The organism is Oceanibium sediminis (assembly GCF_003265325.1).
Lineage (GTDB): Bacteria > Pseudomonadota > Alphaproteobacteria > Rhodobacterales > Rhodobacteraceae > Halovulum > Halovulum sediminis.
Genome location: NZ_QGNX01000023.1, coordinates 1 through 19,105, shown reverse-complemented (window position 1 = coordinate 19,105; position 19,105 = coordinate 1). Strand labels below are relative to the sequence as shown.

At 60.3% G+C, this 19,105-nt stretch carries 19 protein-coding genes, 2 pseudogenes and 1 other annotated feature; of the genes and pseudogenes, 9 read left to right on the top strand and 12 right to left on the bottom strand.

The genetic code is table 11. From position 1 onward, the window contains the following. The 3 genes and pseudogenes from DJ029_RS20830 to DJ029_RS20820 form a co-directional block, all read right to left on the bottom strand. Positions 1–242 (bottom strand): annotated as a pseudogene (locus DJ029_RS20830) (phage terminase large subunit); the annotation flags it as partial. Then, a complete protein-coding gene (locus tag DJ029_RS20825) occupies positions 226–654 on the bottom strand; it encodes a DUF5681 domain-containing protein (RefSeq protein WP_112324397.1) in 429 nt (142 codons plus the stop codon). The pseudogene DJ029_RS20830 and the gene DJ029_RS20825, both read right to left, overlap by 17 nt. Next, positions 654–2,162 carry a site-specific DNA-methyltransferase gene (locus DJ029_RS20820; RefSeq protein WP_232823168.1) on the bottom strand — a complete coding sequence of 503 codons (1,509 nt, stop codon included), beginning with the start codon at positions 2,160–2,162 and terminating at the stop codon, positions 654–656. Before DJ029_RS20820 ends, DJ029_RS20825 begins: the two co-directional genes overlap by 1 nt. A gap of 325 nt (positions 2,163–2,487) precedes the next feature. Between DJ029_RS20820 and DJ029_RS20815 the strand changes: the two genes are divergently transcribed. Genes DJ029_RS20815 through DJ029_RS20805 form a run of 3 tightly spaced genes read left to right on the top strand, consistent with a single transcriptional unit; the run spans position 2,488 to position 4,816 of the window. Further along, the gene (locus tag DJ029_RS20815; RefSeq protein WP_112324396.1) at positions 2,488–2,718 is read left to right on the top strand and encodes a DUF3489 domain-containing protein; all 231 of its coding nucleotides are present in this window, start codon (positions 2,488–2,490) and stop codon (positions 2,716–2,718) included. Beyond that, complete coding sequence (locus tag DJ029_RS20810) at positions 2,715–3,125, top strand: DUF2924 domain-containing protein (RefSeq protein ID WP_232823167.1); 411 nt, start codon at positions 2,715–2,717, stop codon at positions 3,123–3,125. The genes DJ029_RS20815 and DJ029_RS20810 overlap by 4 nt, the downstream gene beginning before the upstream one ends. Beyond that, the gene (locus tag DJ029_RS20805; protein WP_112324395.1) at positions 3,122–4,816 is read left to right on the top strand and encodes a recombinase family protein; all 1,695 of its coding nucleotides are present in this window, start codon (positions 3,122–3,124) and stop codon (positions 4,814–4,816) included. The genes DJ029_RS20810 and DJ029_RS20805 overlap by 4 nt, the downstream gene beginning before the upstream one ends. 386 nt (positions 4,817–5,202) lie before the next feature. On the opposite strand, the gene DJ029_RS20800 is transcribed toward DJ029_RS20805, so the two are convergent. Further along, positions 5,203–5,907: an IS6 family transposase gene (locus DJ029_RS20800; protein ID WP_112324394.1), complete on the bottom strand. Its 705-nt coding sequence runs from the start codon at positions 5,905–5,907 to the stop codon at positions 5,203–5,205. 117 nt (positions 5,908–6,024) lie between these two features. Here DJ029_RS20800 and DJ029_RS20795 point away from each other — a divergent pair, with 117 nt between their 5' ends. After that, positions 6,025–7,152 carry a zinc-dependent alcohol dehydrogenase family protein gene (locus DJ029_RS20795; protein ID WP_112324393.1) on the top strand — a complete coding sequence of 376 codons (1,128 nt, stop codon included), beginning with the start codon at positions 6,025–6,027 and terminating at the stop codon, positions 7,150–7,152. After that, positions 7,149–8,078, top strand: coding sequence for a LysR family transcriptional regulator (locus tag DJ029_RS20790; protein WP_112324392.1), 930 nt, complete (start codon positions 7,149–7,151; stop codon positions 8,076–8,078). The genes DJ029_RS20795 and DJ029_RS20790 overlap by 4 nt, the downstream gene beginning before the upstream one ends. Positions 8,079–8,119: 41 nt before the next feature. Here DJ029_RS20790 and DJ029_RS20785 read toward each other — a convergent pair whose 3' ends face one another. Both DJ029_RS20785 and DJ029_RS21985 read right to left on the bottom strand, forming a co-directional pair. Further along, positions 8,120–9,475 carry an MmgE/PrpD family protein gene (locus DJ029_RS20785; protein ID WP_112324391.1) on the bottom strand — a complete coding sequence of 452 codons (1,356 nt, stop codon included), beginning with the start codon at positions 9,473–9,475 and terminating at the stop codon, positions 8,120–8,122. Positions 9,476–10,183: 708 nt separating this feature from the next. Continuing rightward, positions 10,184–10,408 carry a DUF5681 domain-containing protein gene (locus DJ029_RS21985; RefSeq protein ID WP_368854697.1) on the bottom strand — a complete coding sequence of 75 codons (225 nt, stop codon included), beginning with the start codon at positions 10,406–10,408 and terminating at the stop codon, positions 10,184–10,186. A 35-nt stretch (positions 10,409–10,443) separates the two neighbouring features. Between DJ029_RS21985 and DJ029_RS21855 the strand changes: the two genes are divergently transcribed. From DJ029_RS21855 to DJ029_RS20775, 3 genes are all read left to right on the top strand, one after another. After that, a complete protein-coding gene (locus DJ029_RS21855; protein ID WP_157966476.1) occupies positions 10,444–10,704 on the top strand; it encodes a hypothetical protein in 261 nt (86 codons plus the stop codon). A gap of 15 nt (positions 10,705–10,719) precedes the next feature. Then, a protein-coding gene (locus DJ029_RS20780; protein WP_112324390.1) for an IS3 family transposase occupies positions 10,720–11,942 on the top strand; the annotation gives its coding sequence in 2 pieces (ribosomal slippage) (positions 10,720–11,008 and positions 11,008–11,942; 1,224 coding nt in all). Further along, positions 11,001–11,117, top strand: a sequence feature (AL1L pseudoknot). Its footprint overlaps the gene before it by 117 nt. Before the next feature lie 47 nt (positions 11,943–11,989). Continuing rightward, entirely contained in the window at positions 11,990–12,394 is a 405-nt protein-coding gene (locus tag DJ029_RS20775) for an ATP-binding protein (RefSeq protein WP_440589757.1), read from the top strand. Here DJ029_RS20775 and DJ029_RS21850 read toward each other — a convergent pair. From DJ029_RS21850 to DJ029_RS20760, 4 genes and pseudogenes are all read right to left on the bottom strand, one after another. Then, positions 12,322–12,753 carry a DUF5681 domain-containing protein gene (locus DJ029_RS21850; protein WP_157966475.1) on the bottom strand — a complete coding sequence of 144 codons (432 nt, stop codon included), beginning with the start codon at positions 12,751–12,753 and terminating at the stop codon, positions 12,322–12,324. The two genes, DJ029_RS20775 and DJ029_RS21850, sit on opposite strands and share 73 nt — an antisense overlap. Beyond that, entirely contained in the window at positions 12,746–13,240 is a 495-nt protein-coding gene (locus tag DJ029_RS22435; protein WP_112324389.1) for a DNA-methyltransferase, read from the bottom strand. The genes DJ029_RS21850 and DJ029_RS22435 overlap by 8 nt, the downstream gene beginning before the upstream one ends. A gap of 5 nt (positions 13,241–13,245) precedes the next feature. Next, positions 13,246–13,521, bottom strand: a pseudogene (locus tag DJ029_RS22640) (DNA methyltransferase); the annotation flags it as partial. A gap of 674 nt (positions 13,522–14,195) precedes the next feature. Then, the gene (locus DJ029_RS20760) at positions 14,196–14,903 is read right to left on the bottom strand and encodes an IS6 family transposase (protein ID WP_112324387.1); all 708 of its coding nucleotides are present in this window, start codon (positions 14,901–14,903) and stop codon (positions 14,196–14,198) included. A 200-nt stretch (positions 14,904–15,103) separates the two neighbouring features. Between DJ029_RS20760 and DJ029_RS20755 the strand changes: the two genes are divergently transcribed. Then, positions 15,104–16,276 carry a glycosyltransferase gene (locus tag DJ029_RS20755; protein ID WP_112324386.1) on the top strand — a complete coding sequence of 391 codons (1,173 nt, stop codon included), beginning with the start codon at positions 15,104–15,106 and terminating at the stop codon, positions 16,274–16,276. Here the strand turns inward: DJ029_RS20755 and DJ029_RS20750 are convergent. Both DJ029_RS20750 and DJ029_RS20745 read right to left on the bottom strand, forming a co-directional pair. Then, positions 16,266–17,546: a lipopolysaccharide biosynthesis protein gene (locus DJ029_RS20750; RefSeq protein ID WP_112324385.1), complete on the bottom strand. Its 1,281-nt coding sequence runs from the start codon at positions 17,544–17,546 to the stop codon at positions 16,266–16,268. The genes DJ029_RS20755 and DJ029_RS20750 overlap by 11 nt on opposite strands. After that, positions 17,521–18,816, bottom strand: a complete 1,296-nt coding sequence (locus tag DJ029_RS20745) for a nucleotide sugar dehydrogenase (protein ID WP_308861302.1) — start codon at positions 18,814–18,816, stop codon at positions 17,521–17,523. Before DJ029_RS20745 ends, DJ029_RS20750 begins: the two co-directional genes overlap by 26 nt. Positions 18,817–19,105: the final 289 nt, after the last annotated feature.

Below are 19,105 nucleotides of genomic sequence, written 5' to 3'. Positions count from 1 at the left end.
CCCAGCGCCCACGCTGTGAACGCGACGCTGGCACAGTGCGACTTGAGATGCCGGGGCGGCATCGTGATGAGCAGGCGCCGGATTTGACCCTTCAGGACACACTCGAGCTTGTGGCATATCGCCCGGATATGTTCGCCGGGAATATAGCTGTCGCCAGGATTGAGTTCCTGGAAAGCCCTGTCGACATAGGCGGGAATGTCGTTGCGGTAAAGAAGACGTGCAACCTCAGCTGCCTTGGTCATTGTCCGCCTCCTTTTCGTCGGCTGCTGCTTCCTCCAGGAGCTTCACCCAATCGGCATGGCGCTTCAGCGTTGAGAGATCCGCATCGGAGAGTTTCTGGCCGACGTCGGCTTCTGCAGCTGTCACCGCATTCGCTAACGTCGCCAGGAGCAGTCTGCCCGCGGGAACGTCGCCTTTCATGGCCTTGACATAGAGGGCCTGCACCACTGCCGCGCTCTTTGGGATCTGCTTCTTGGCGCCCCCTTCTATGACGGTGATCGGTTCCGCGCCGATAGCCTGGATCATCGTTTGCAGGTCCGGGGTTCCCTTCTTCTTCCCCGAAGGGTTGCCGGACTGCCCTGGCTGGAACTGCGTGTGCTTCGGCGGCTTGCTGTAGCCGACCTCGTAGCCGTCCTTTGGTGGCTTCTTGCCCATCACGCGCCCTCCCCATCTTCAGGCGCATCGATTTCTGCCCCGCCGTTGGGCTCTGACGGCGCCCCGTCCGCAGAGTCTGCTGCGAGATCATCGAAGCGCCGCCCCGAGGCGATATGAATGGCCGAGCCACCGGTCATTTCCTGCCATCGGCGGATCGCGACATCGACATAGGCCGGGTCGATCTCGAGACCGAGACAGCGCCGTCGGGTCCGCTCCGCCGCCAACAGCGTCGTGCCGCTGCCGAGGAAGGGATCAAGAACTACGTCCCCCGCAGCCGTCACATCGAGGATCGCATCGGCAACGAGCGCGACCGGCTTGACCGTCGGATGCACATCGAAGTTGTCTTCCGCTGAGGCGCTCCCGCCGGTCGCGCCGGCATACTCCCAGACATTCGTCCTGTAGCGGCCATGCTTGCCAAGCTCCACGTTGTTGCGATGCCGCGTATTACCCGCAACAGCGACAAACACGAGCTCGTGCCGGGAGCGATAGAGTGACCCCATCCCCCCGTTCGGCTTGACCCAGATGCAGAGGTTGATGAGACGCAGCAGCGCGCGGCGGAGCGCGATCAGCATCTCCTGCATGTGGCGCCAGTCCATGAAGACACAGGCGACGGAGCCCGGATCAAGTACGCTTGTCGCGTTCGTCAGCGCGGTCGTGAGGAAGTTGGTGAACTCTTCTTCGGACATCTCCCCGGAGGCCTCCGCGAACTCCCGATAGCTGCCAACTCTCCCGCGGACATGACCATTGACGGGAACATTGTAGGGTGGGTCGGTGAACAGCATCTGCGCTCGCTCAGCGTCGCAGAGACGCCCCAGGTCGTCCTCCGACCGTGCGTTGCCACAGAGGATCCGGTGGCTGTCGAGCTGCCACAGATCCCCTGGTCGTGTGACTGAAGGGCCGTCATCATCCATGATCTTGTCCGCGGGATCGGGTTCCGCGCTGTCAGCGCCGGACCCGATTTCCAGCAGCGCGTCGATCTCAACCGCATCGAAGCCAAGAATCTCAGGATCGACATCGATCTCCAGCAGCTCTTCGATTTCCAGCCGGAGCGCGTCCTCGTCCCAGACCCCGCGCTCCTGGATCTTGTTGAGAGCGATCCGCAATTGCCGGGTCTCCGGCGGGGACAGATGGTCGATCACGATACAGGGAATGGTCTCGAAGCCGAGTTCGATGGCCGCATCCACCCGGGAATGCCCGTCGATGACCTCACCTTGGCGGGTTATAAGGATCGGGACCACATAACCGGAGGCTTTGATCGACCCCCCGACCCGCTCCTTCTGCGCCTTGTCGGCCCGCCGGACCCGGTGTAGCGCCGGTTTCAGATCTGCGATCGGCATCTCCACCAAGCGCAGATCAGGAAAGAGATGGTTGCGTCGAGGCGCTTCCGCTGGCGCCTTGGAGCGCTTCTTCAGGGTGATCGTAGAGCCTGAACGCTTCTGCCCGGCCCGATCCGGGCGCGGGAAGACCAGCCCGGGCTTTGCTTTCTTTGGTGGGTCCTGCGCCATCATGGCCTCCTCTTTTCCACCACATTTTGCGGAACTCGGAGACCGGGCCGGGGGCCTGACCACCGCGCATCCGCGCGAATTTGTCAAAGCCCTCCTTGGCATGTCCGAATCCTATGACAGCCTCGGGTGGGAAGGGAACCCCTAAAATTTCGAGTGGCTTAAACCTTGGGCCACGCGACCGCGGAGCCCCCATTTTTCTGGCCTGACAGCCTATTCCGACTGGACTTCCGGACGTCCCGAAGCATTGCTGACGACGCGCCCGGATCCGACCGGGCTTTCCGGGTACCGGGACCGGCACTCCGCACGGCCCCAAACCTGGAGAGATCCGATGAAAGAGACCACGCGCACCAAACGCTCCGAACTGATCCGCCTGCTGCAACGCAAGTCAGGCGCCGATCTCACCACCATCACCAGCAAACTGGAATGGCAGCCCCACACCGTGCGCGCCGCCATCAGTGGCCTGCGCAAATCCGGCCATACCATCGAGCGCGCGGCCCCCGACAAACCCGGCGGCTGCGCCGTATACCGTCTCACGGGCCTCCCCGGGAGCGCCCGATGATGCCTTCGGTTGCAGACATCGAGGCCATGGACCGGACGGCGCTTGTCGCCGCCTGGTCCGAGGTCTTCGCAACACCGGTGCCCAGACGTCTCAGCAGCCCGTTCCTGCGGCGCTTCCTCGCTTTCGAGATGCAGGCAAGAGAGAGCGGAGGGCTGCCAAAGGGGTTCACCGCAAAGCTCGCGCGCGCTGCGCGCGACAAAACCAATACCAATCCCCCGGCGCTCAAGCCAGGGGGGCGGCTGATCCGCGAATGGAACGGGGCGACCCATGTCGTCGATGTCGTGGATGGAGGTTTCCTCTGGAACGGCCAGCGTCATGCTTCGCTGTCGCCGATTGCCCGCTCGATCACCGGGGCGCGATGGTCCGGGCCGCGGTTCTTCGGATTGAAGAGATCGGCAACATCATGAGCAAGCCCCGGATCCGCTGCGCCATCTACACCCGCAAATCCTCCGACGAGGGGCTCGATCAGGACTTCAACTCGCTCGACGCCCAGCACGAGGCTTGTGCCGCCTACATCGCCAGTCAACGCCACGAGGGCTGGGTCCCGGGCAAGACCCGCTACGACGATGGCGGCATCTCCGGCAGCTCGCTCGACCGACCCGCCGTGCAGCGCCTCATGGCCGACATCGATGCGGGCCTTGTCCAGATGGTGGTGGTCTACAAGATCGACCGCCTGACCCGCTCCCTGGCTGACTTCGCCAGGCTCGTGGAACGCTTCGACGCCGCCGGCTGCTCCTTCGTCTCGGTCACCCAGGCCTTCAACACCGCCTCCTCCATGGGCCGGCTGACGCTCAACGTGCTCCTGTCCTTCGCGCAGTTCGAGCGCGAAGTGACGGCAGAACGCATCCGGGACAAGATCGCCGCCTCGAAGAAGAAAGGCCTCTGGATGGGCGGCGTGCCGCCCCTGGGGTACGATCCGCATCCCGATCCCAAGATCCGTGGGCTCGTCATCAACCCGCAAGAAGCCGAGACGATCCGGTCCATATTCGGCCTCTACGATCGCCTCGCCTGCTTGAACGCGGTCATGAACAGGGCCAATGAGCTTCACCTCCGCTCAAAGCGGCATCTGTTCAAGTCGGGCCGGGCCCAGGGTGGCAATCCCTTCTCCCGCGGCCAGATCTACGCGCTGCTGCGCAATCCGATCTATATCGGCAAGATACGCCATAAATCCCGGATCTGGGACGGGCAGCACGCGGCCATCATCGACGTGGAGCTGTGGGAAAAGGTCGACGCCAAACTGCAAGCCGGCAGCGCACGGCCAAGATCCCGGCAACGGTCAGCGGGCAATCCCTGCGGAACCGGAACCGCGCCTCTCACCGGCAAGCTTCGGGACGCAACCGGCGACCGGCTCACCCCTACGTACACCCGGCGCCACGGGCGGCAGTTGCGCTACTATGTTTCCAACCGTCTGATCTCCGGCGGGACCGATCCGCGCGGCTGGCGCCTGCCTGCCCCGGCACTGGAACAGACCATTGCAAGCATCATCGCAACCCGCATGGACGATCGCGCCCGAACCCACCAGATCTGTGACACACCGGATCTGCGGCGAGGCGACGAGATACGCACCAAGGCGCAGGAGCTCGCAGCGCGGCTTTCGCAGGGAACGCCAGATCTTCTTGCGGACCTCATTGCGGAAGGCCGTCTGGCAGAGGGCCACATCATCCTCGACCTCGATGCCCCAAAACTGGCGCGCGAACTGGGGCTGGAACCTGAGGAGATTGATCCGGTGGTGCTACAGATCAAAGCCGCCTTCACCCTCCGCCGGCGAGGTGTCGAGGGAAAGATCGTAACCGGAGATCAGGCGCCTGTCCCGGATCGAACTCTGCTCCGAGCCCTGGCCCGCGCGCATGCGTGGACATCCGACTTGCGACGGGGAAAACCGCTGCACGAAATCGCGGCGGCAACGCCTCACTCAGAATCCTACATTCGCACACGGACACAACTCGCCTTCCTCTCGCCGGCGATCCAGCAGGCCCTCCTTGAGGGGCGTCAACCTGCGGACCTGACCCTTGAACGGATCATCCGCAAGCCGATCCCCCTGGACTGGACAGCGCAGGCGCATCTCTACGGGTTTGGCCCTGATCTGCCCCACGCCTGAGCCGCGCCTTGAAATTCCCGTCGCGCGCGAGAAATTCCCTGCTGGGCGACGTAGGGAAAACAGCTGCAACCCTCTGAAAGCAATAATGGTTCACCCCGTGTGCGCGCCGAAACGAAGGTATTTTTGGAAAATTCCCTGCAAAATTCCCTGCACGCAGGGAAATTTTAACCCTAAGCGAAGCGCGTGATGCTTGCTCGGGAGACAACAGGGGATCAGCCCCTTGAACCGCGACACTGCGATCGTCTCCGAGTTCGACCGCACAGGACAACCCTCCGAGAAATCGGGAGAAAATAGCCGGGAATTGATCACGGTGACAGAGACTGGGGTGGGTGGCGGTGCTGTCAGACCAATGCGAACCAGTCTCTGAAAATCAGGAGCGCGTCCGGCTAGGCTACACCAAGTTGCCGCCACTCGGCGAGAGCGACGCTGCGGTTTGTCTTGAAAATATCCCGGCTGGAGAGGCTGCGTTCCTGGTTGAAATGGTTTGAGACAGACGCGTGGACGGCGGCGAATTTCTGAAGACTTCGTATGCGCCGGAAGCGAAGCATCGCCCGCTCCCGTCGTCGAAACGGTAAGTGTGAATTCTCCACCCTGTTGTTCAACCAGCGACCGGTTTCCTGTCGGGCATCAGCACCGATTTCTTTCAATGCGGCACCGTAGGACCGTAGCTTATCAGTCACGATGACCTCGGGTTTACCGTGCTTACGCATTGCTTTCTTTAGAAATTTTAGCGCCGCCTTCTTGTCACGTGTCTTCGTCACGCAGCTTTCCAAGACTTCGCCTTCATGATCGACAGCCCGCCAGAGGTAGTGCCGATCGCCGTTGATCTTCACGAACATTTCGTCGAGGTGCCATCGCCAACGACTTGAGCGCATCCCCACGATGCGCCGCTTCCGGATCTCGGCCGCGAACTTCGGGCCGAACCGGTGCCACCAGTACCGGATGGCTTCGTGGCTCACGTCGATCCCGCGCTCGTGAAGCAGGTCTTCAACATTCCGGAGCGACAGCGGGAACCGGACGTACAGCATCACCGCCAATCGGATGATCTCTGGACTGGTCTTGAAGTACTTGAACGGGCTGCGTTTCGTCATCCGCGGACGCTATCCCGCCGCCGGCCCAGCCTCAAGTCGAGTTTATCTGACAGAGCCCGCCCGACGCCTTAGCCTGCGCGGAGGAGGAACCGCTCACGGTTCAAGGGAGGAGACATCATGAAGATCGAAGCTGCCGTGCTGACGCGCGGGGGAATTGAACGCAATTTCGAAGCCAACAACGCGCTGGAGGTCCGCACGCTGGAGCTGGCCGAGCCGGGACCCGGCGAGGTGCGCATCCGCGTGGCGGCGGCCGGCGTCTGCCATTCCGACCTGTCGGTGATCAATGGCACCCGGCCGCGCCCGGTGCCGATGGTGCTGGGGCACGAGGCTTCGGGCTATGTGGATGCGGTCGGTGACGGCGTCGATGACCTGGAGCCGGGCGATCATGTGGTCTGCATCTTCGCGCCGGGCTGCAGCCGCTGCCTGCCCTGTGCCGAGGGGCGGCCTGCGCTCTGCACCCGGGCGGCCAAACATCACGGTGTGGGCGAGCTGATGACCGGGCACAGGCGCCTGTCGATGGACGGGGCGGCTGTGCATCACCATGTGGGGGTCTCGGCCTTTGCCACCCATGCGGTTCTGGCGCGCCAGTCACTGGTCAAGGTCGATGCCGACCTGCCGCCCCATGTCTCCGCGCTGTTTTCCTGCGCCATGCTGACCGGCGCAGGCGCCGTGTTCAACACCGCCCGCGTTCAGCCGGGATCGACGGTGGCAGTCTTCGGGCTCGGCGGCGTCGGCCTGTCGGCGGTGCTGGGTGCTGCCGCAGCAGGCGCAGGCGAGATCATCGCCATCGACCCCTTCGAGAACAAGATGCAGGCCGCCATGGAGATGGGCGCGACCCGCTGCATCAAGGCCGATGCCGACACGGTCGAGGCCGTGCGCGCAGCCACCGGCGGCGGCGTGGATGTGGCCATTGAACTGGCGGGGTCGGCCCGCGCCCTGGAAAGCGCCTGGGGCTGCACCTGTCGCGGCGGCACCACGGTGACGGCGGGCCTGCCCCATCCAGATGAGCGCATGGCGCTCAATGCGTTGCAGCTGGTGGCAGAGGAACGCACGCTCAGGGGCAGCTATATCGGCTCCTGCGTGCCGCAACGCGACCTGCCGCGGATGTTCTCGCTCCATGCGCAGGGCAAATTGCCGGTGGAGAAAATGCTGACCCATCGGCTGAAGCTGGGCGATATCAACCGCGCGATGGACCAGCTTGATCAGGGGACCGCCATCCGCCAGGTGATCGAGTTCGACCAATGATCGACATCCGTCAATTGCGCTATTTCCTGGCGATCGCCGATGCGCCGTCCATCTCTGCGGCGGCGCATCACATCGGCGTCGCCCAGCCCTCTCTGTCGCAACATATCCAACGCATGGAAGAGAATCTGGGCGTCAAGCTGATGGACCGTTCGCCGCGCGGCACCTTGCTGACCCAGGAGGGGCATGTGTTCGTCGACCATGCCCGCAGGATCTGCGACAGCCTCGACCGCTGCATCGCGGACATGCGCGAGCTGGGCGGCGTGGTGCGGGGGCGCGTGGGCTTTGGCATGCCGCCCTCCTGTTCGATGGTGATGTCGGTGCCGCTTGCGGAAACCGTCCGGCTGGAGCTGCCCGAGGTCCGCCTGCGTGCAGTGGAGGCCATGAGCGGCTATCTCAAGACCTGGATCGAGGATGGCACGGTCGACATCGGCTTTCTCTATGATCTGACCGATGCCAGTCATCTGCGCGCCACCCATGTGATGAATGAAGAGCTGTTTTTCTATTCCGCGCCCGATGCCTGGCCGCTGGACACGCCCCCTGGTATGCCGGTGCCCCTGGCGGATCTGCAACCGCTGGACATGATCCTGACCTCCAACGGGCTACGCAACACCATCGAAGGCTTCTGCGCCAAACACGGCATCAAGCTGAACGTGGTGGTGGAAATGGACGCGATGACGCAGATTAAGGAACTGGTGGCGCGCGGGTCAGGCTACACGATCTTTGCGCCGGTCGCCGCGCAGGATTTCGTCCAGCGCGGCGAATTGCTGCGTGCCCCCATCGTGGCACCGACGCTGACCCGCCAGGTCCATATCGTGTCCAACCCTGCCCGCGTCATGACCCGCGCCTGTCGCGCGGTCGAACAGCTGACGCTGGATGTGGCCCGCGAACTGGTCCAGCGCGGCATCTGGGAGGCCACCTTGGTCTGACGCGGCGCGCCCTCAGCTCGCACGGGCCGTCGGCGTCTGGATCACGCCCGGATCAGCGCCCCGATCTCGCGGGCGGATACGGCTGACGGGTCGGCGTCGATCCGCTCCATCAGCGCAAAGACCTGTGCGGCCCGCGCGCCCAGCACGGTGCGCGCCTTCTCCATCAGCCGCAGGCTCAGCGCCTCCGGTGAGATGAAGGCCGAAAGGTCATGATCAAAGGGAATGCGCCTGCCGTCGCGCAGCACCAGCAGGCCCGCGCCCTGCTGATCGCTCAGGCTCGCATCGCCCGTCACCACCACCCTCTCGGCAAAGGCCGCAATCCCTTCGTCCTGCGCCAGCGCATCGGTGTACTGCGCCTCGTCCCCGGTTGCCCGCCCGGTCAGCACCATGCCCGCAAGCCAGGCATAGCTGAACTTGACCTCGAGGCCCGTGCGGGGCCGCTTGATGTCGCAGACCCGCAGCCAGCGCGGATTGGTGCGCAGCTCCAGCCGGTCGACTGCCTCCGGGCCGATCCCCTCGGCCGCCGCGCGCAAACCCTCGATCATGGCGTGAAGCCCGTGACAGCAGGCATGGAGCTTGTAGCGGTTGTCCATGAAACGCAACGCGCTCAGCGAGGTCAGCATCTCTCCCGGTTGGTCGCAATGGGTTTCCACGAAGCCCTGCGCCCCAAAGATCCCGTCATCGGCCGAGGTCATCCCCAGCGCCGCCATCTGCACCGCCTCCACTCCATTGGCCGCGGCAAAGCCCGCATTGAGCGGCTTGCCCATGGTGCCAAACTGGTTCTTGAGCCCCGCCGCCCGCGTGGCGCAGATCCCCAGCGCGGATTGAAGCTGCGCGCGTTCCAGCCCCGCAAGGCGCGCCGCCGCGACGGTCGCACCAAAGGCCCCCGCCGTGGCGGTCTGGTGAAAGCCCCGATTGTAATGATCTGCCCCCAAAACCCGCCCGATGCGGATCGCGCATTCCGCACCGATCAGGAAGGCCGCACAAAAGTCCGCGACCGAGGCATCCCCCTCTTCCGCGAGGGCCAGCGCCGCCGGATAGATCCCAGCGGACAAATGGCCGACATGATCGAAATGGGTGTCATCATAGTCCAGCGCATGGGCGGTTGATCCATTGACCAAGGCCGCCGCACGCGCCGACGCCTGCCCGCCCCCAAAAACCGAGGCGCAGGCCACCAGCCCGGCATCGGACGCTATGAAGGCGCGTGTCTTGCGGGCGACGGGCTCCTCTACGCCCGCAACCCCGCAAACGATCCAATCCAGGAGCGAGTTGCGCGCCATGGCCAGCGCAGGGGCCGCGCAGGCCGCAACCGGCAGGCTCGCCAACGACAGCAGCGCCTCCAGCGCATCGGCCCCGGCGGCGGCACTTCCCCCTGCTCCACTCCCTATGTCAGACATGATGCTGGCTCCTTTATCTTGGGTGGCATCATCCCAGTCGCACCGCGCCGGGGCCAATAGCTCTTGGCTCTGTCGGCCATAGAGAGATGCTCTGGCCCTGACCGGACCAGCCCCGCGTCCACCGAAAAAGGGAGGGAGTAGACGGCCCTACCTGTCTGACGTCAGCACCTACCGGACAGATTTGGAGGTTTGAGCAACCGGGAATTTCTCGTTCATCGATGCCACTATAGAGCGAAGATGAACAAGAGACCCGGAACATCGAAGAACGCCGCTGGGCCAATAGGGAGAGGAAAATCGTCCGTTCATGGCATCAATGGCGGCAAAAGGGCCCCCGCGACGCTGCGGAGGCGATGCTGGTCATTCAGATGGGCGCAACGCACGTCGCCATGACCAATCTTTCAATGCGAATGCGGGACGCGACGAGCCCGAACTCAGGGAGGGCTACGAGCGGTCCGTCACCCGACTGAGTCACACCTACCTGGCGCGGATGGAGGCGTTGAAGAAGTACCGCGCCAAGGCGCAACAACCAGTGCGGGTGGAGCAGGTGACAGGTCGCGCACCATGAACCTCTGGGTGGCGGAATTAATATTCTGTTTCATCATCTTCCTGGTTCTCTAGAGCGGCTGTCGACAACCTTTCCAGTGTCTCGATGAGCTTGTCGTGCTCTTCACTCCAGCTGAAGTTCCTGTAGGGATCATTCAGAAGATGCTACGTGTCCTCGTTGCGGCTGAATACCGTTCTAATTGCGCCCATGTCCCCCTTCGCGACCTTTGCGAACAAGGCGTTTAATGCAAGTCCAATCTTCGTGACGCTGACTTCAGACCCATGTTCCTTGACCATGACTTCCAGAATCGCCTCTTTCAGGAACATCTCATTTGGTTTGGGTTGTATCCCCTTGACGCAAGTCCTCGTACTTGCGTCAAGGGGATACAAACCTAGGAAAATCGTTCCGGGTGCCGTAGGCTCTCATGAGCATGATTGGACATTCTGCCGATCTTTCTTTGGATGAAACTTGGAGCATTTTTGGTTCGGATGTGCTGGCCGAGCCAGACCTCCTTGCGGACCTTTCTCCGGAGGAGGCCGTCGAATACGTTGGCGAAATCGCCCGCGATCTCGGAGCAACAACGAACATACTGGAACCATTGAGGACACTTGTATCGTCAGAACATAGGCACGATCCCTATCTCGTTGTGAACCGCGCCGGGTTTGCCGGAGGCTCCAACTCTTAAGTAGGATTGAGCATCATGAGGAAGACAACGAACAAGTATTCCCCCGAAGTGCGCGAGCGCGCCGTTCGCATGGTTGCGGACAACGCAGGGCAACATGAGAGCCGCTGGTCGGCGATCCTGTCGATTTCCTCGAAGATCGGGTGCGCTCCTCAGACGCTGAACGAGTGGGTCAAGAAGGCCGAGGTCGATCGCGGCGATCGCGCCGGTATCACGACCGAGATGGCCGAGAAGATGAAGGCGCTGGAACGCGAGAACCGCGAGTTGAAGCAGGCCAACGAGATCCTGCGCAAGGCGTCGGCTTATTTTGCCCAGGCGGAGCTCGACCGCCGGTCCAGGACATTATCGCCTTCATCGAAGAGCACTGTGACGCCATCGGGGTCGAGCCGATCTGCAAACACCTGCCGATTGCCCCGTCGACGTTCTACGATCACATGGCCAGGCGGGCGAACCCCGACCTTCTGTCGGATCGGGCGAGGCGGGATATGACTTTGAAGCCTGAGATCGAACGTGTCTGGGAGCAGAACTACAAGGTCTACGGGGTACGCAAGGTCTGGCATCAGATGCGCCGGGAAGGCTTTGATGTGGCCCGCTGCACGGTGGCACGGCTGATGAAGGATTTGGGGCTCGAAGGCATCATTCGCGGCAAGAAGCACAGGACAACGATCCCGGACAAATCTCAGCCATGCCCGCTGGACAAGGTGAACCGTCAGTTCAAGGCGCCCGCTCCAAACATGCTGTGGGTCAGCGACTTCACCTATGTCGCCACCTGGCAGGGCTTCGTTCACGTCGCTTTTGTGATCGATGCCTTCGCGCGCCGCATCGTGGGCTGGCGGGTCAGCCGGACGGCCCACGCCGGGTTTGTTCTCGACGCCCTCGAACAGGCCGTTCATCAGCGGAAACCCGGATCGGGCCTGGTTCATCAGTCGGATCGCGGATCGCAATATCTGTCCATTCGCTACACCGAGCGCCTGGCCGAAGCCGGGATCGAACCGTCCGTCGGCAGCGTCGGCGACAGTTATGACAACGCCCTGGCCGAGACGATCAATGGCCTGTTCAAGGCCGAGGTCATCCATAGGCGCGGGCCATGGCGCAGTTTCGATGCAGTCGAATACGCCACCCTCGAATGGGTCGACTGGTTCAACAACCGACGCCTGCTGGAACCCATCGGGAACATACCGCCAGCCGAAGCCGAGGCAAACTTCTACGCAGCACTGGAAAGATCAGACATGGCCGCGTAACTAAGATCAATTAGCCTCCGGCAAACCCGGCGCGGTTCAAAACCCACATCGCAATCGCGCTTGGAGCCAATCTAATCAATACCGGCAAGAAGGCCCGTTTCTTCAATGCCGTCGACCTGATCAACGCCCTAATCAAGGAACAGGCCGAGGGCAATGTCGGGAAGATCATCCGGCAGCTCTCAGCCCTGGACTGCGTCATCATCGACGAGCAGGGCTATATCCCGTTCCCCAAGTCCGGCGGCGTGTTGCTGTTCCATCTGATCAGCAAGCTCTATGAGAAGACCAGTGTCATCATCACGACGAACCTGGAGTTCGGCGAATGGGTCTCGGTCTTCGGCGATGCCAAAATGACAACCGCGCTTCTGGATCGCGTCACGCATCACTGCGCAATCATCGAAACGGGCAACACCTCATACCGGTTCGCACAAAGCAAGCGACGCAGAAAAACATAACCGTCCCGCAAGCAAAGCCCCCAGACGGACTCGCTATATGAGGGCGGCCCGCCTGGGGCTTTGCGCCACAAAAGGTGGGTCAAATTTAAACGCTGAAACCGGGTCAGTTTTGAACGCTCATTGACAGCCTTGGCATAGACGGCCTTCACCACAGCCGCGTTTTTCTGAATTTGCTTCTTGGCTCCCCCTTCCATGACGGTGATCAGCTCTGCGCCGATGGTCTGGATCATCGTTCGAAGGTCAGGTGTCCCCCTCTTCTTCCCTGAGGGGTTTCCAGATCGCCCCGGCTTGAAATGCGTGTGCTTCGGCGGCTTGCCATAGCTGACGTCGTATCCTTGCCGTGGTGGTTTCTTACCCATCAGGGCCCTCCTCATCGTCGGTCACATCGATCGGGGGTACTGCAGCGGGCGCTGGCGGTGCGCCGCCCGCAGCATCCGCTGCGAGATCGTCGAAGCTCCGCCCGGAGGCGACGTGGATGGCCGTGCCACCCGTCATCGTTTGCCAGCGCCGGATCGCGGTGTCGACGTAGGCCGGATCGATCTCGAGACCAAGAGTGCGCTCCGCCGCCAACAGCGTCGTGCCGCTGCCCAGGAAGGGATCGAGAACGGCGTCGCCCACCGCTGTCACATCGAGGATCGCGTCGGCGACGAGCGCAACCAGCTTGACCGTCGGATGCACATTGAAGTTGTCTTCGGCCGAGGCACTGCCGCCTGTCGCGCCGACGTACTCCCAGACATTCGTCCGGTAGCGGCCATGCTTGCCAAGTTCGACGTTGTTGCGATGCTGCGCATTTCCCGCAATAGCGACGAAGATGAGTTCGTGCCGGGAGCGGTAGAGCGCCCCCATGCCCCGTTCGGCTTGACCCAGATGCAGAGGTTGATGAGCCGCAGCATCGCGCGCCGCAGCGCTGTCATCATCTCCTGCATGTGGCGCCAGTCCATGAAGACGCAGGCGACAGAGCCCGCATCGAGCACGCCGGCGGCATTCCTGAGCGTAGCGGTAAGGAAGTCGGTGAACTCTTCCTCGGTCATCTCCCCGGACGCCTCGGCGAACTTCCGGTAGCTGCCAGCCGTCCCGCGGACATGACCGTTGATGCGGACATTGTAGGGCGGGTCCGTGAACAACATCTGCGCCCGCTCACCGTTGAACAGACGGCTCAGGTCATCCTGTGACCGCGCGTTGCCGCAGAGGATCCGGTGATTACCGAGCTGCCACAGATCCCCTGGTCGTGCGACCCGCGGGCCGCCATGATCCGGATTGCTGTCCGCGGGATCCGGTTCCGCGCTGTCGACGCCGTGGCCGATCTCGAGGAGACCATCGATCTCCACTGCATCAACGCCGAGGATCTCCAAATCGACATCGATCTCGAGCAGGTCCTCGATCTCGACACGGAGCGCTTCCTCATCCCAGACCCCACGCTCCTGGATCTTGTTGAGAGCGATCCGCAATTGCCGGATCTCGGTGGGCGACAGATGGTCGATCTCGATCCATTGAATTGTCTTGGCGCCCAGCTGGATCGCCGCCTCGAGCCGGGCGTGCCCGTCAATGACCTCACCGTCTTTGGTAGCGGGGATCGGGACAACGTTTCCGAAGGCCTTGATCGATCTCAGGACCCGCCTGGTCTGCGCCTTGTCGGCGCGCCGCACCCGCCGCGGGGCCCGTTTCAGGTCCGCAATCGGCTTCTCCACCAGCCGTACAGCTGGAAGCGGATCGCTCCGCCGAGGCGATGCCGCTGGCCCCTTGGTACGGTGCTGTCAGCACCAATACGAACCAGTCTCTGGAAAGCCAATGTGGCTTTCGACTATGCCGCGCCGAGAGCACGCCGCTCAGTAAGAGCGGCGGCGCGATTGAGTTTGAAATTATCACGCGAGTAGAGGTGGCGTTCCTGGTTGAAATGGTTGCAGACGGAGGAATGAACGGCAGCGAATTTCTGTAAACTTCTAATGCGGCGGAACCGTTGCATGGCCCATTCTCGTCGTCGAAACGGCAGGTGAGAATTCTCAATCCGGTTGTTGAGCCAGCGGCCGGTTTCATGCTTTTGGGAATTGCCGATCTGCTTCATTGCGGCGCCGTATGACCGCAGCTTATCAGTCACAATGACCTGCGGGCTGCCGTATCGCTTCATCGATTTTCTGAGGAATTTCAATGCTGCCCTGCGATTTCGCCGCTTCGTCACGTAAGACTCCAGCACCTCAGCTTCGTGGTCAACGGGCCGCCACAGGTAGTGCGTCTTACCATTAATCTTTACGAAAACCTCGTCCAGGTCCCACTGCCAGTTCGAATATGCGCGCATCCGGCTTGCCTGTTTCCTGCGGATTTCGGATGCGAACATCGGGCCAAATCTGTTCCACCAGAACCGAACCGTTTCGTGGCTGATGTCAATGCCGCGCTCGTGCAGCAGGTCCTCCACATTCCGAAGCGACAGGGGGAATCTCACGTACAACATTACCGCCAGGAGAATAACTTCGGGGCTGCAGTGAAAGTACTTGAATGGGTCGCATTTTGTCATGAGTGGAGGCTATGGGACCGCCCTGCCCGCCTCAAGTCGATTTGTTCTGACAAAGCCCCCCCAGGTGCTGACGGGGGAAAATTAAGCGTGAACGGGCCTTAATGTAAGATTATCAATGTGTTCGCGGTTGACCGCAACATCAATTCGGGGCGTTCAGAATTGCTCCTGACATCTTATCCAAGACCACTTACAACAGAGGAATGACTAATGCTCGCCCCCCCCGTATTCTAATCTTTGCCAAAACCTACTTGCCTGGATATTTGGGTGGTGGTCCCGTTCGATCGCTTTCAAACATTGTCGAGCAGCTTGGCAGTGAGTTTGATTTCCGTATTATCTGTCGAGACCGCGACCAAGGTCAGGACAAACCATACTCCGGGATCACTCCTGGCCAATGGGTTACGGTGGGCAAAGCCGAAGTGTGTTACGCGGACCCATCCCGCCTATCGATGGCATGGTTGTCAGAGCAACTAAGTGAAGTTGCTCCGGACGCGCTCTATCTAAACAGTATTTTTGACAAAAACCTCGCCCTTCGAGTGATGTATTTGAACCGAAAGATGCGTCTCGGTCTGCCAGTTCTCGCGGCGCCGCGTGGACAGTTTTCCTCAGGCGCCCTTGCATTGGGTCGGGTCAAGAAACGCGTATATCTAGAAGTATTACAACTTGGTGGGCTGGTCGAGGGATTTCAGTGGCAGGCATCTAGCGATCTTGAGCGAGACGATATTCTCAAGACAATTCGGCACGTCAATCCCGAATCGATTTCGATTGCCCCGAATCTGCCAGTAAGGGAGTTGATTCCCGGACGAATAGACAGAAGACCGGACTTAAGTCGGCCGTTGAAGGTGGTATTCCTCTCCAGGATCGTTCCGATTAAGAACCTGAGGTTCGCGATAGAAGTGGTATCCAAGATCACCTCGCCTGTGGTGTTTACGATCATTGGTAGGGAAGAAGACTCTGCCTATTCCGCGCTGTGCCGCTCAGATCTTGTAAACCTGCCGGATCATGTTTCAGTCGAGTTCAAAGGTCCAATAACTCCGGAATCGGTGATTGATGAGCTATCGCGATATGATATTTTCTTGCTGCCAACTTTGGGAGAGAACTTTGGACACGTTATCAGTGAGGCGCTGCGGGCACGCTTGCCTGTATTGATCAGTGATCAAACTCCTTGGAGAAACTTAACTGGTCAGGGAGTTGGGTGGGACGTCCCCCTCAAAGACGTCCAGGATTGGACGTTAGTGCTTGATGAAGTGGCCGGTTGGGGCAGCGCAGATTGGAGAAGAGTTGACGAGAGAATTGGCAAATTTGTAAATGCCCTTGACGCATCTCAGGATGTGCTGGAAGCAAATAGGTTCATGTTTCGCCAACTTATTTCTTAAAGATAGGCTGTTTAAGTACCCTAATAGCCACCCCAAAACGGACCGCGGAACTAACCAGATAAGCGCTGGTGACCACTGCTACCGGCGCTTGCGGCGCCAAGAGATAGCCTAAGCCAACTGCTGGCCAGAATATGAGCACGCCTAAGCCCGGATTATAGCCATATGCCCCATAAGAGCCACGCGCTAACATGGCCGTAGACGCCACGCCTGTGGCGAAATGAGTGAGAAAACCGAAAGCCATCAGGAGTAGTATTGCGCGTGCCTGCGGCTCATCCGTCGGAAATACAAGGTATATCAGAGAGTTGGGCAAAAATAACGCGAAGCCAAGTGTCAGTAGGTTCGCAGCAATCCCAATAGCGATCCCGCGGCGGAAAAGGTTTCGAAAAGCATAGTCGTTGCCATCTCTTGCAAATCGGCTGGCGAGAACGTGATACCCATGAGAGTAGGTTACGAACGCAATCTGCATTGGTATGTAGAACATTTGCGCAAGGCCAAATAGGCCAACGATCTGTGTTGTCGCGATTGCGGCAAGCGCAAACCTGAGACCCGAAATATGAAGGCTATCAAGTATGGGGAACGGCCCTGCCGCCCGAGCCGAGTGAATTGTCCTTCGTAAGGCTGCCCAACTGCCTTTTGCTCCGGGCATCCGCATGAGTGGTGCAACATCACAATACAGAACTGCGGCAATTAGCGTGATACTTGAGATGGTAGCGGCCAACCAAAGCTGCGAAAAAATCATGATCGAGATCATGAAAATGCCGCCCCCCGAGACGCTGCGAATAAGAAAGGAAAGGCCGACACGCGCCCGGTTCCCATCGCGAAGGAATGCTCCGATTGAGAGATCGCTCAGGTTATCCCCTATGCGCCAGACGAACATTGCCGCAACCACAGTGAGTGAAATTGGATCCCGCGTGAAAGCTAGGATTACCAGCATTGATACCCCCATTGCTGCGATTGCAACCGCGGCGCGTATCCGGAAAGCCCAGTCTAGCGGAATGGTTCGGTCTATATCGGCCGCTACTAGGCGCTTCAGATTGAGGCTTCCTAGAAGTACTAAAGGATTGAAGATCGCCAAGCCCAGAACAACGTGACCCACCAATTCAACTTGGTCCACTCGCGCTAGCAGGATAAGCACAACCGCTTGGCTCAGCGCCCATATTGCTTGCCCCAAGATCATATAGAGGCCGGTCTTGCGGGAATAGCTTGCGAGTCGGCGCACTATGGGTTGAGTACCCTGCAAAACGTCAGGCTCTGACGACGCGCGCGCCATCAGCAATCTTGCCACGCGTGTCAATGATCAGTTGCGCGTGCTCTTCTATCTGGCTGTAATCAAACTCTGCATGGGCGGTGAGCAGAAGGACCGCGTCGTAGCCTGCGATTACCTCCGGTGATAGTGTCACTGAAGCGAGGTCGAAATGGTGATCCCGCATCGGCGGGAAGCAGGGCACGTGCGGGTCTGAATAATCGATCCTAGCGCCCCAATTACGCAGTAATTCCATCACGAAAATTGATGGACTCTCTCGCGTATCATCAACCCCAGGTTTGTAGGCAATGCCCAATATCAAAATCCGGGCACCGCGGACGGGTTTGCGCGCGTCACTCAAGGCACGGACCGTCTTGCCTACCACATACTGTGGCATCGCCGCGTTGATTTCGCCAGATAGTTCGATGAATCGAGTGCTCAAACCGAACTGTCGCGCCCGCCAAGTCAGATAGAAAGGATCAACCGGAATACAGTGGCCGCCGATGCCTGGCCCAGGATAATAGGCCGTGAACCCAAAAGGTTTGGTGCTGGCCGCAGCTATGACCTCGTAGATATCAATACCCATAGCGTCGGCTACCGTCTTCAACTCGTTGACCAGGCCAATATTGACCGAGCGGTGAATGTTCTCGAGCAGTTTAACCATCTCAGCCGTATCAGCAGAACTGACCGGCACCACCTGGTCTATAAATGATCCGTACAGCTCTTCCGCCACCTCCAAGCAGCGCGGCGTTGCGCCTCCGACTACCTTGGGTATTGTCCGCGTCGTATAATTCGGGTTGCCTGGGTCTTCCCGCTCAGGAGAATAGGCCAAATGTACGTCCTGCCCGATCACATGGCCTTCGGCTTCCAAATACGGGGCAAGAACGAGCCGTGTAGTGCCTGGCCATGTTGTGCTCTCCAGAACAATTATCTGGCCGGCGCGGATATGTTTGGAAAGCCCAGCCATAGTCGATTCGACGAATTCAAGATTTGGCTCACGCGCGGCAGATAGTGGTGTGGGGACGCAAATGATCAATGCGTCGCACTCCGCAGCGCGCGCGATATCCGTTGTTGCGTAAAAACCGGCCGCTTTCATTGCCGCTATATCGGTGTCGGCTACGTTTTTTATTGGACTCTCGCCACGATCAAGCTGAAAAATGCGCTCTTCTTGGATGTCGAATCCCATGACTGGGAACCCCGATTCGCAGATTCTGCGCGCCAATGGAATCCCAACATAGCCGAGGCCGATAACCCCTATTTTCGCCCGGCGGCTGGCAATGCTCTCAAGAAGGGTCAATATCCGATCCAATCATCTGCAGGAGCCCTGGGGCGATTTACTGGTCAGCCCCACCTGAGTGGTCCGATTTGAGTGTTAGTGCATGACCGGCCTTAGGTCCATCGTGAGGTGCTGCCAGACGAATTCGAACCAGTCTCAGATAGAGCAGGTTAGCTGTCCCTTATGCCATTTATCCACCTGACCTGCCACGGGATTTTTCCTTCCATGCTCGATTAGAGTCCGGCCCAACCCGAGGACGGACAATGAAGCGAACGAGATTCACGGATGAACAGATCATCCTCTGCCCGGC

What these genes read in the sequence shown, in the direction of transcription:
- DJ029_RS20825 (WP_112324397.1), bottom strand. Translation starts at nt 654, where the DNA reads ATGGGCAAGAAGCCACCAAAGGACGGCTACGAGGTCGGCTACAGCAAG.
- DJ029_RS20820 (WP_232823168.1), bottom strand. Translation starts at nt 2,162, where the DNA reads ATGATGGCGCAGGACCCACCAAAGAAAGCAAAGCCCGGGCTGGTCTTC.
- DJ029_RS20815 (WP_112324396.1), top strand. Translation starts at nt 2,488, where the DNA reads ATGAAAGAGACCACGCGCACCAAACGCTCCGAACTGATCCGCCTGCTG.
- DJ029_RS20810 (WP_232823167.1), top strand. Translation starts at nt 2,715, where the DNA reads ATGATGCCTTCGGTTGCAGACATCGAGGCCATGGACCGGACGGCGCTT.
- DJ029_RS20805 (WP_112324395.1), top strand. Translation starts at nt 3,122, where the DNA reads ATGAGCAAGCCCCGGATCCGCTGCGCCATCTACACCCGCAAATCCTCC.
- DJ029_RS20800 (WP_112324394.1), bottom strand. Translation starts at nt 5,907, where the DNA reads ATGACGAAACGCAGCCCGTTCAAGTACTTCAAGACCAGTCCAGAGATC.
- DJ029_RS20795 (WP_112324393.1), top strand. Translation starts at nt 6,025, where the DNA reads ATGAAGATCGAAGCTGCCGTGCTGACGCGCGGGGGAATTGAACGCAAT.
- DJ029_RS20790 (WP_112324392.1), top strand. Translation starts at nt 7,149, where the DNA reads ATGATCGACATCCGTCAATTGCGCTATTTCCTGGCGATCGCCGATGCG.
- DJ029_RS20785 (WP_112324391.1), bottom strand. Translation starts at nt 9,475, where the DNA reads ATGTCTGACATAGGGAGTGGAGCAGGGGGAAGTGCCGCCGCCGGGGCC.
- DJ029_RS21855 (WP_157966476.1), top strand. Translation starts at nt 10,444, where the DNA reads ATGAGCATGATTGGACATTCTGCCGATCTTTCTTTGGATGAAACTTGG.
- DJ029_RS21850 (WP_157966475.1), bottom strand. Translation starts at nt 12,753, where the DNA reads ATGGGTAAGAAACCACCACGGCAAGGATACGACGTCAGCTATGGCAAG.
- DJ029_RS22435 (WP_112324389.1), bottom strand. Translation starts at nt 13,240, where the DNA reads ATGGGGGCGCTCTACCGCTCCCGGCACGAACTCATCTTCGTCGCTATT.
- DJ029_RS20760 (WP_112324387.1), bottom strand. Translation starts at nt 14,903, where the DNA reads ATGACAAAATGCGACCCATTCAAGTACTTTCACTGCAGCCCCGAAGTT.
- DJ029_RS20755 (WP_112324386.1), top strand. Translation starts at nt 15,104, where the DNA reads ATGACTAATGCTCGCCCCCCCCGTATTCTAATCTTTGCCAAAACCTAC.
- DJ029_RS20750 (WP_112324385.1), bottom strand. Translation starts at nt 17,546, where the DNA reads ATGGCGCGCGCGTCGTCAGAGCCTGACGTTTTGCAGGGTACTCAACCC.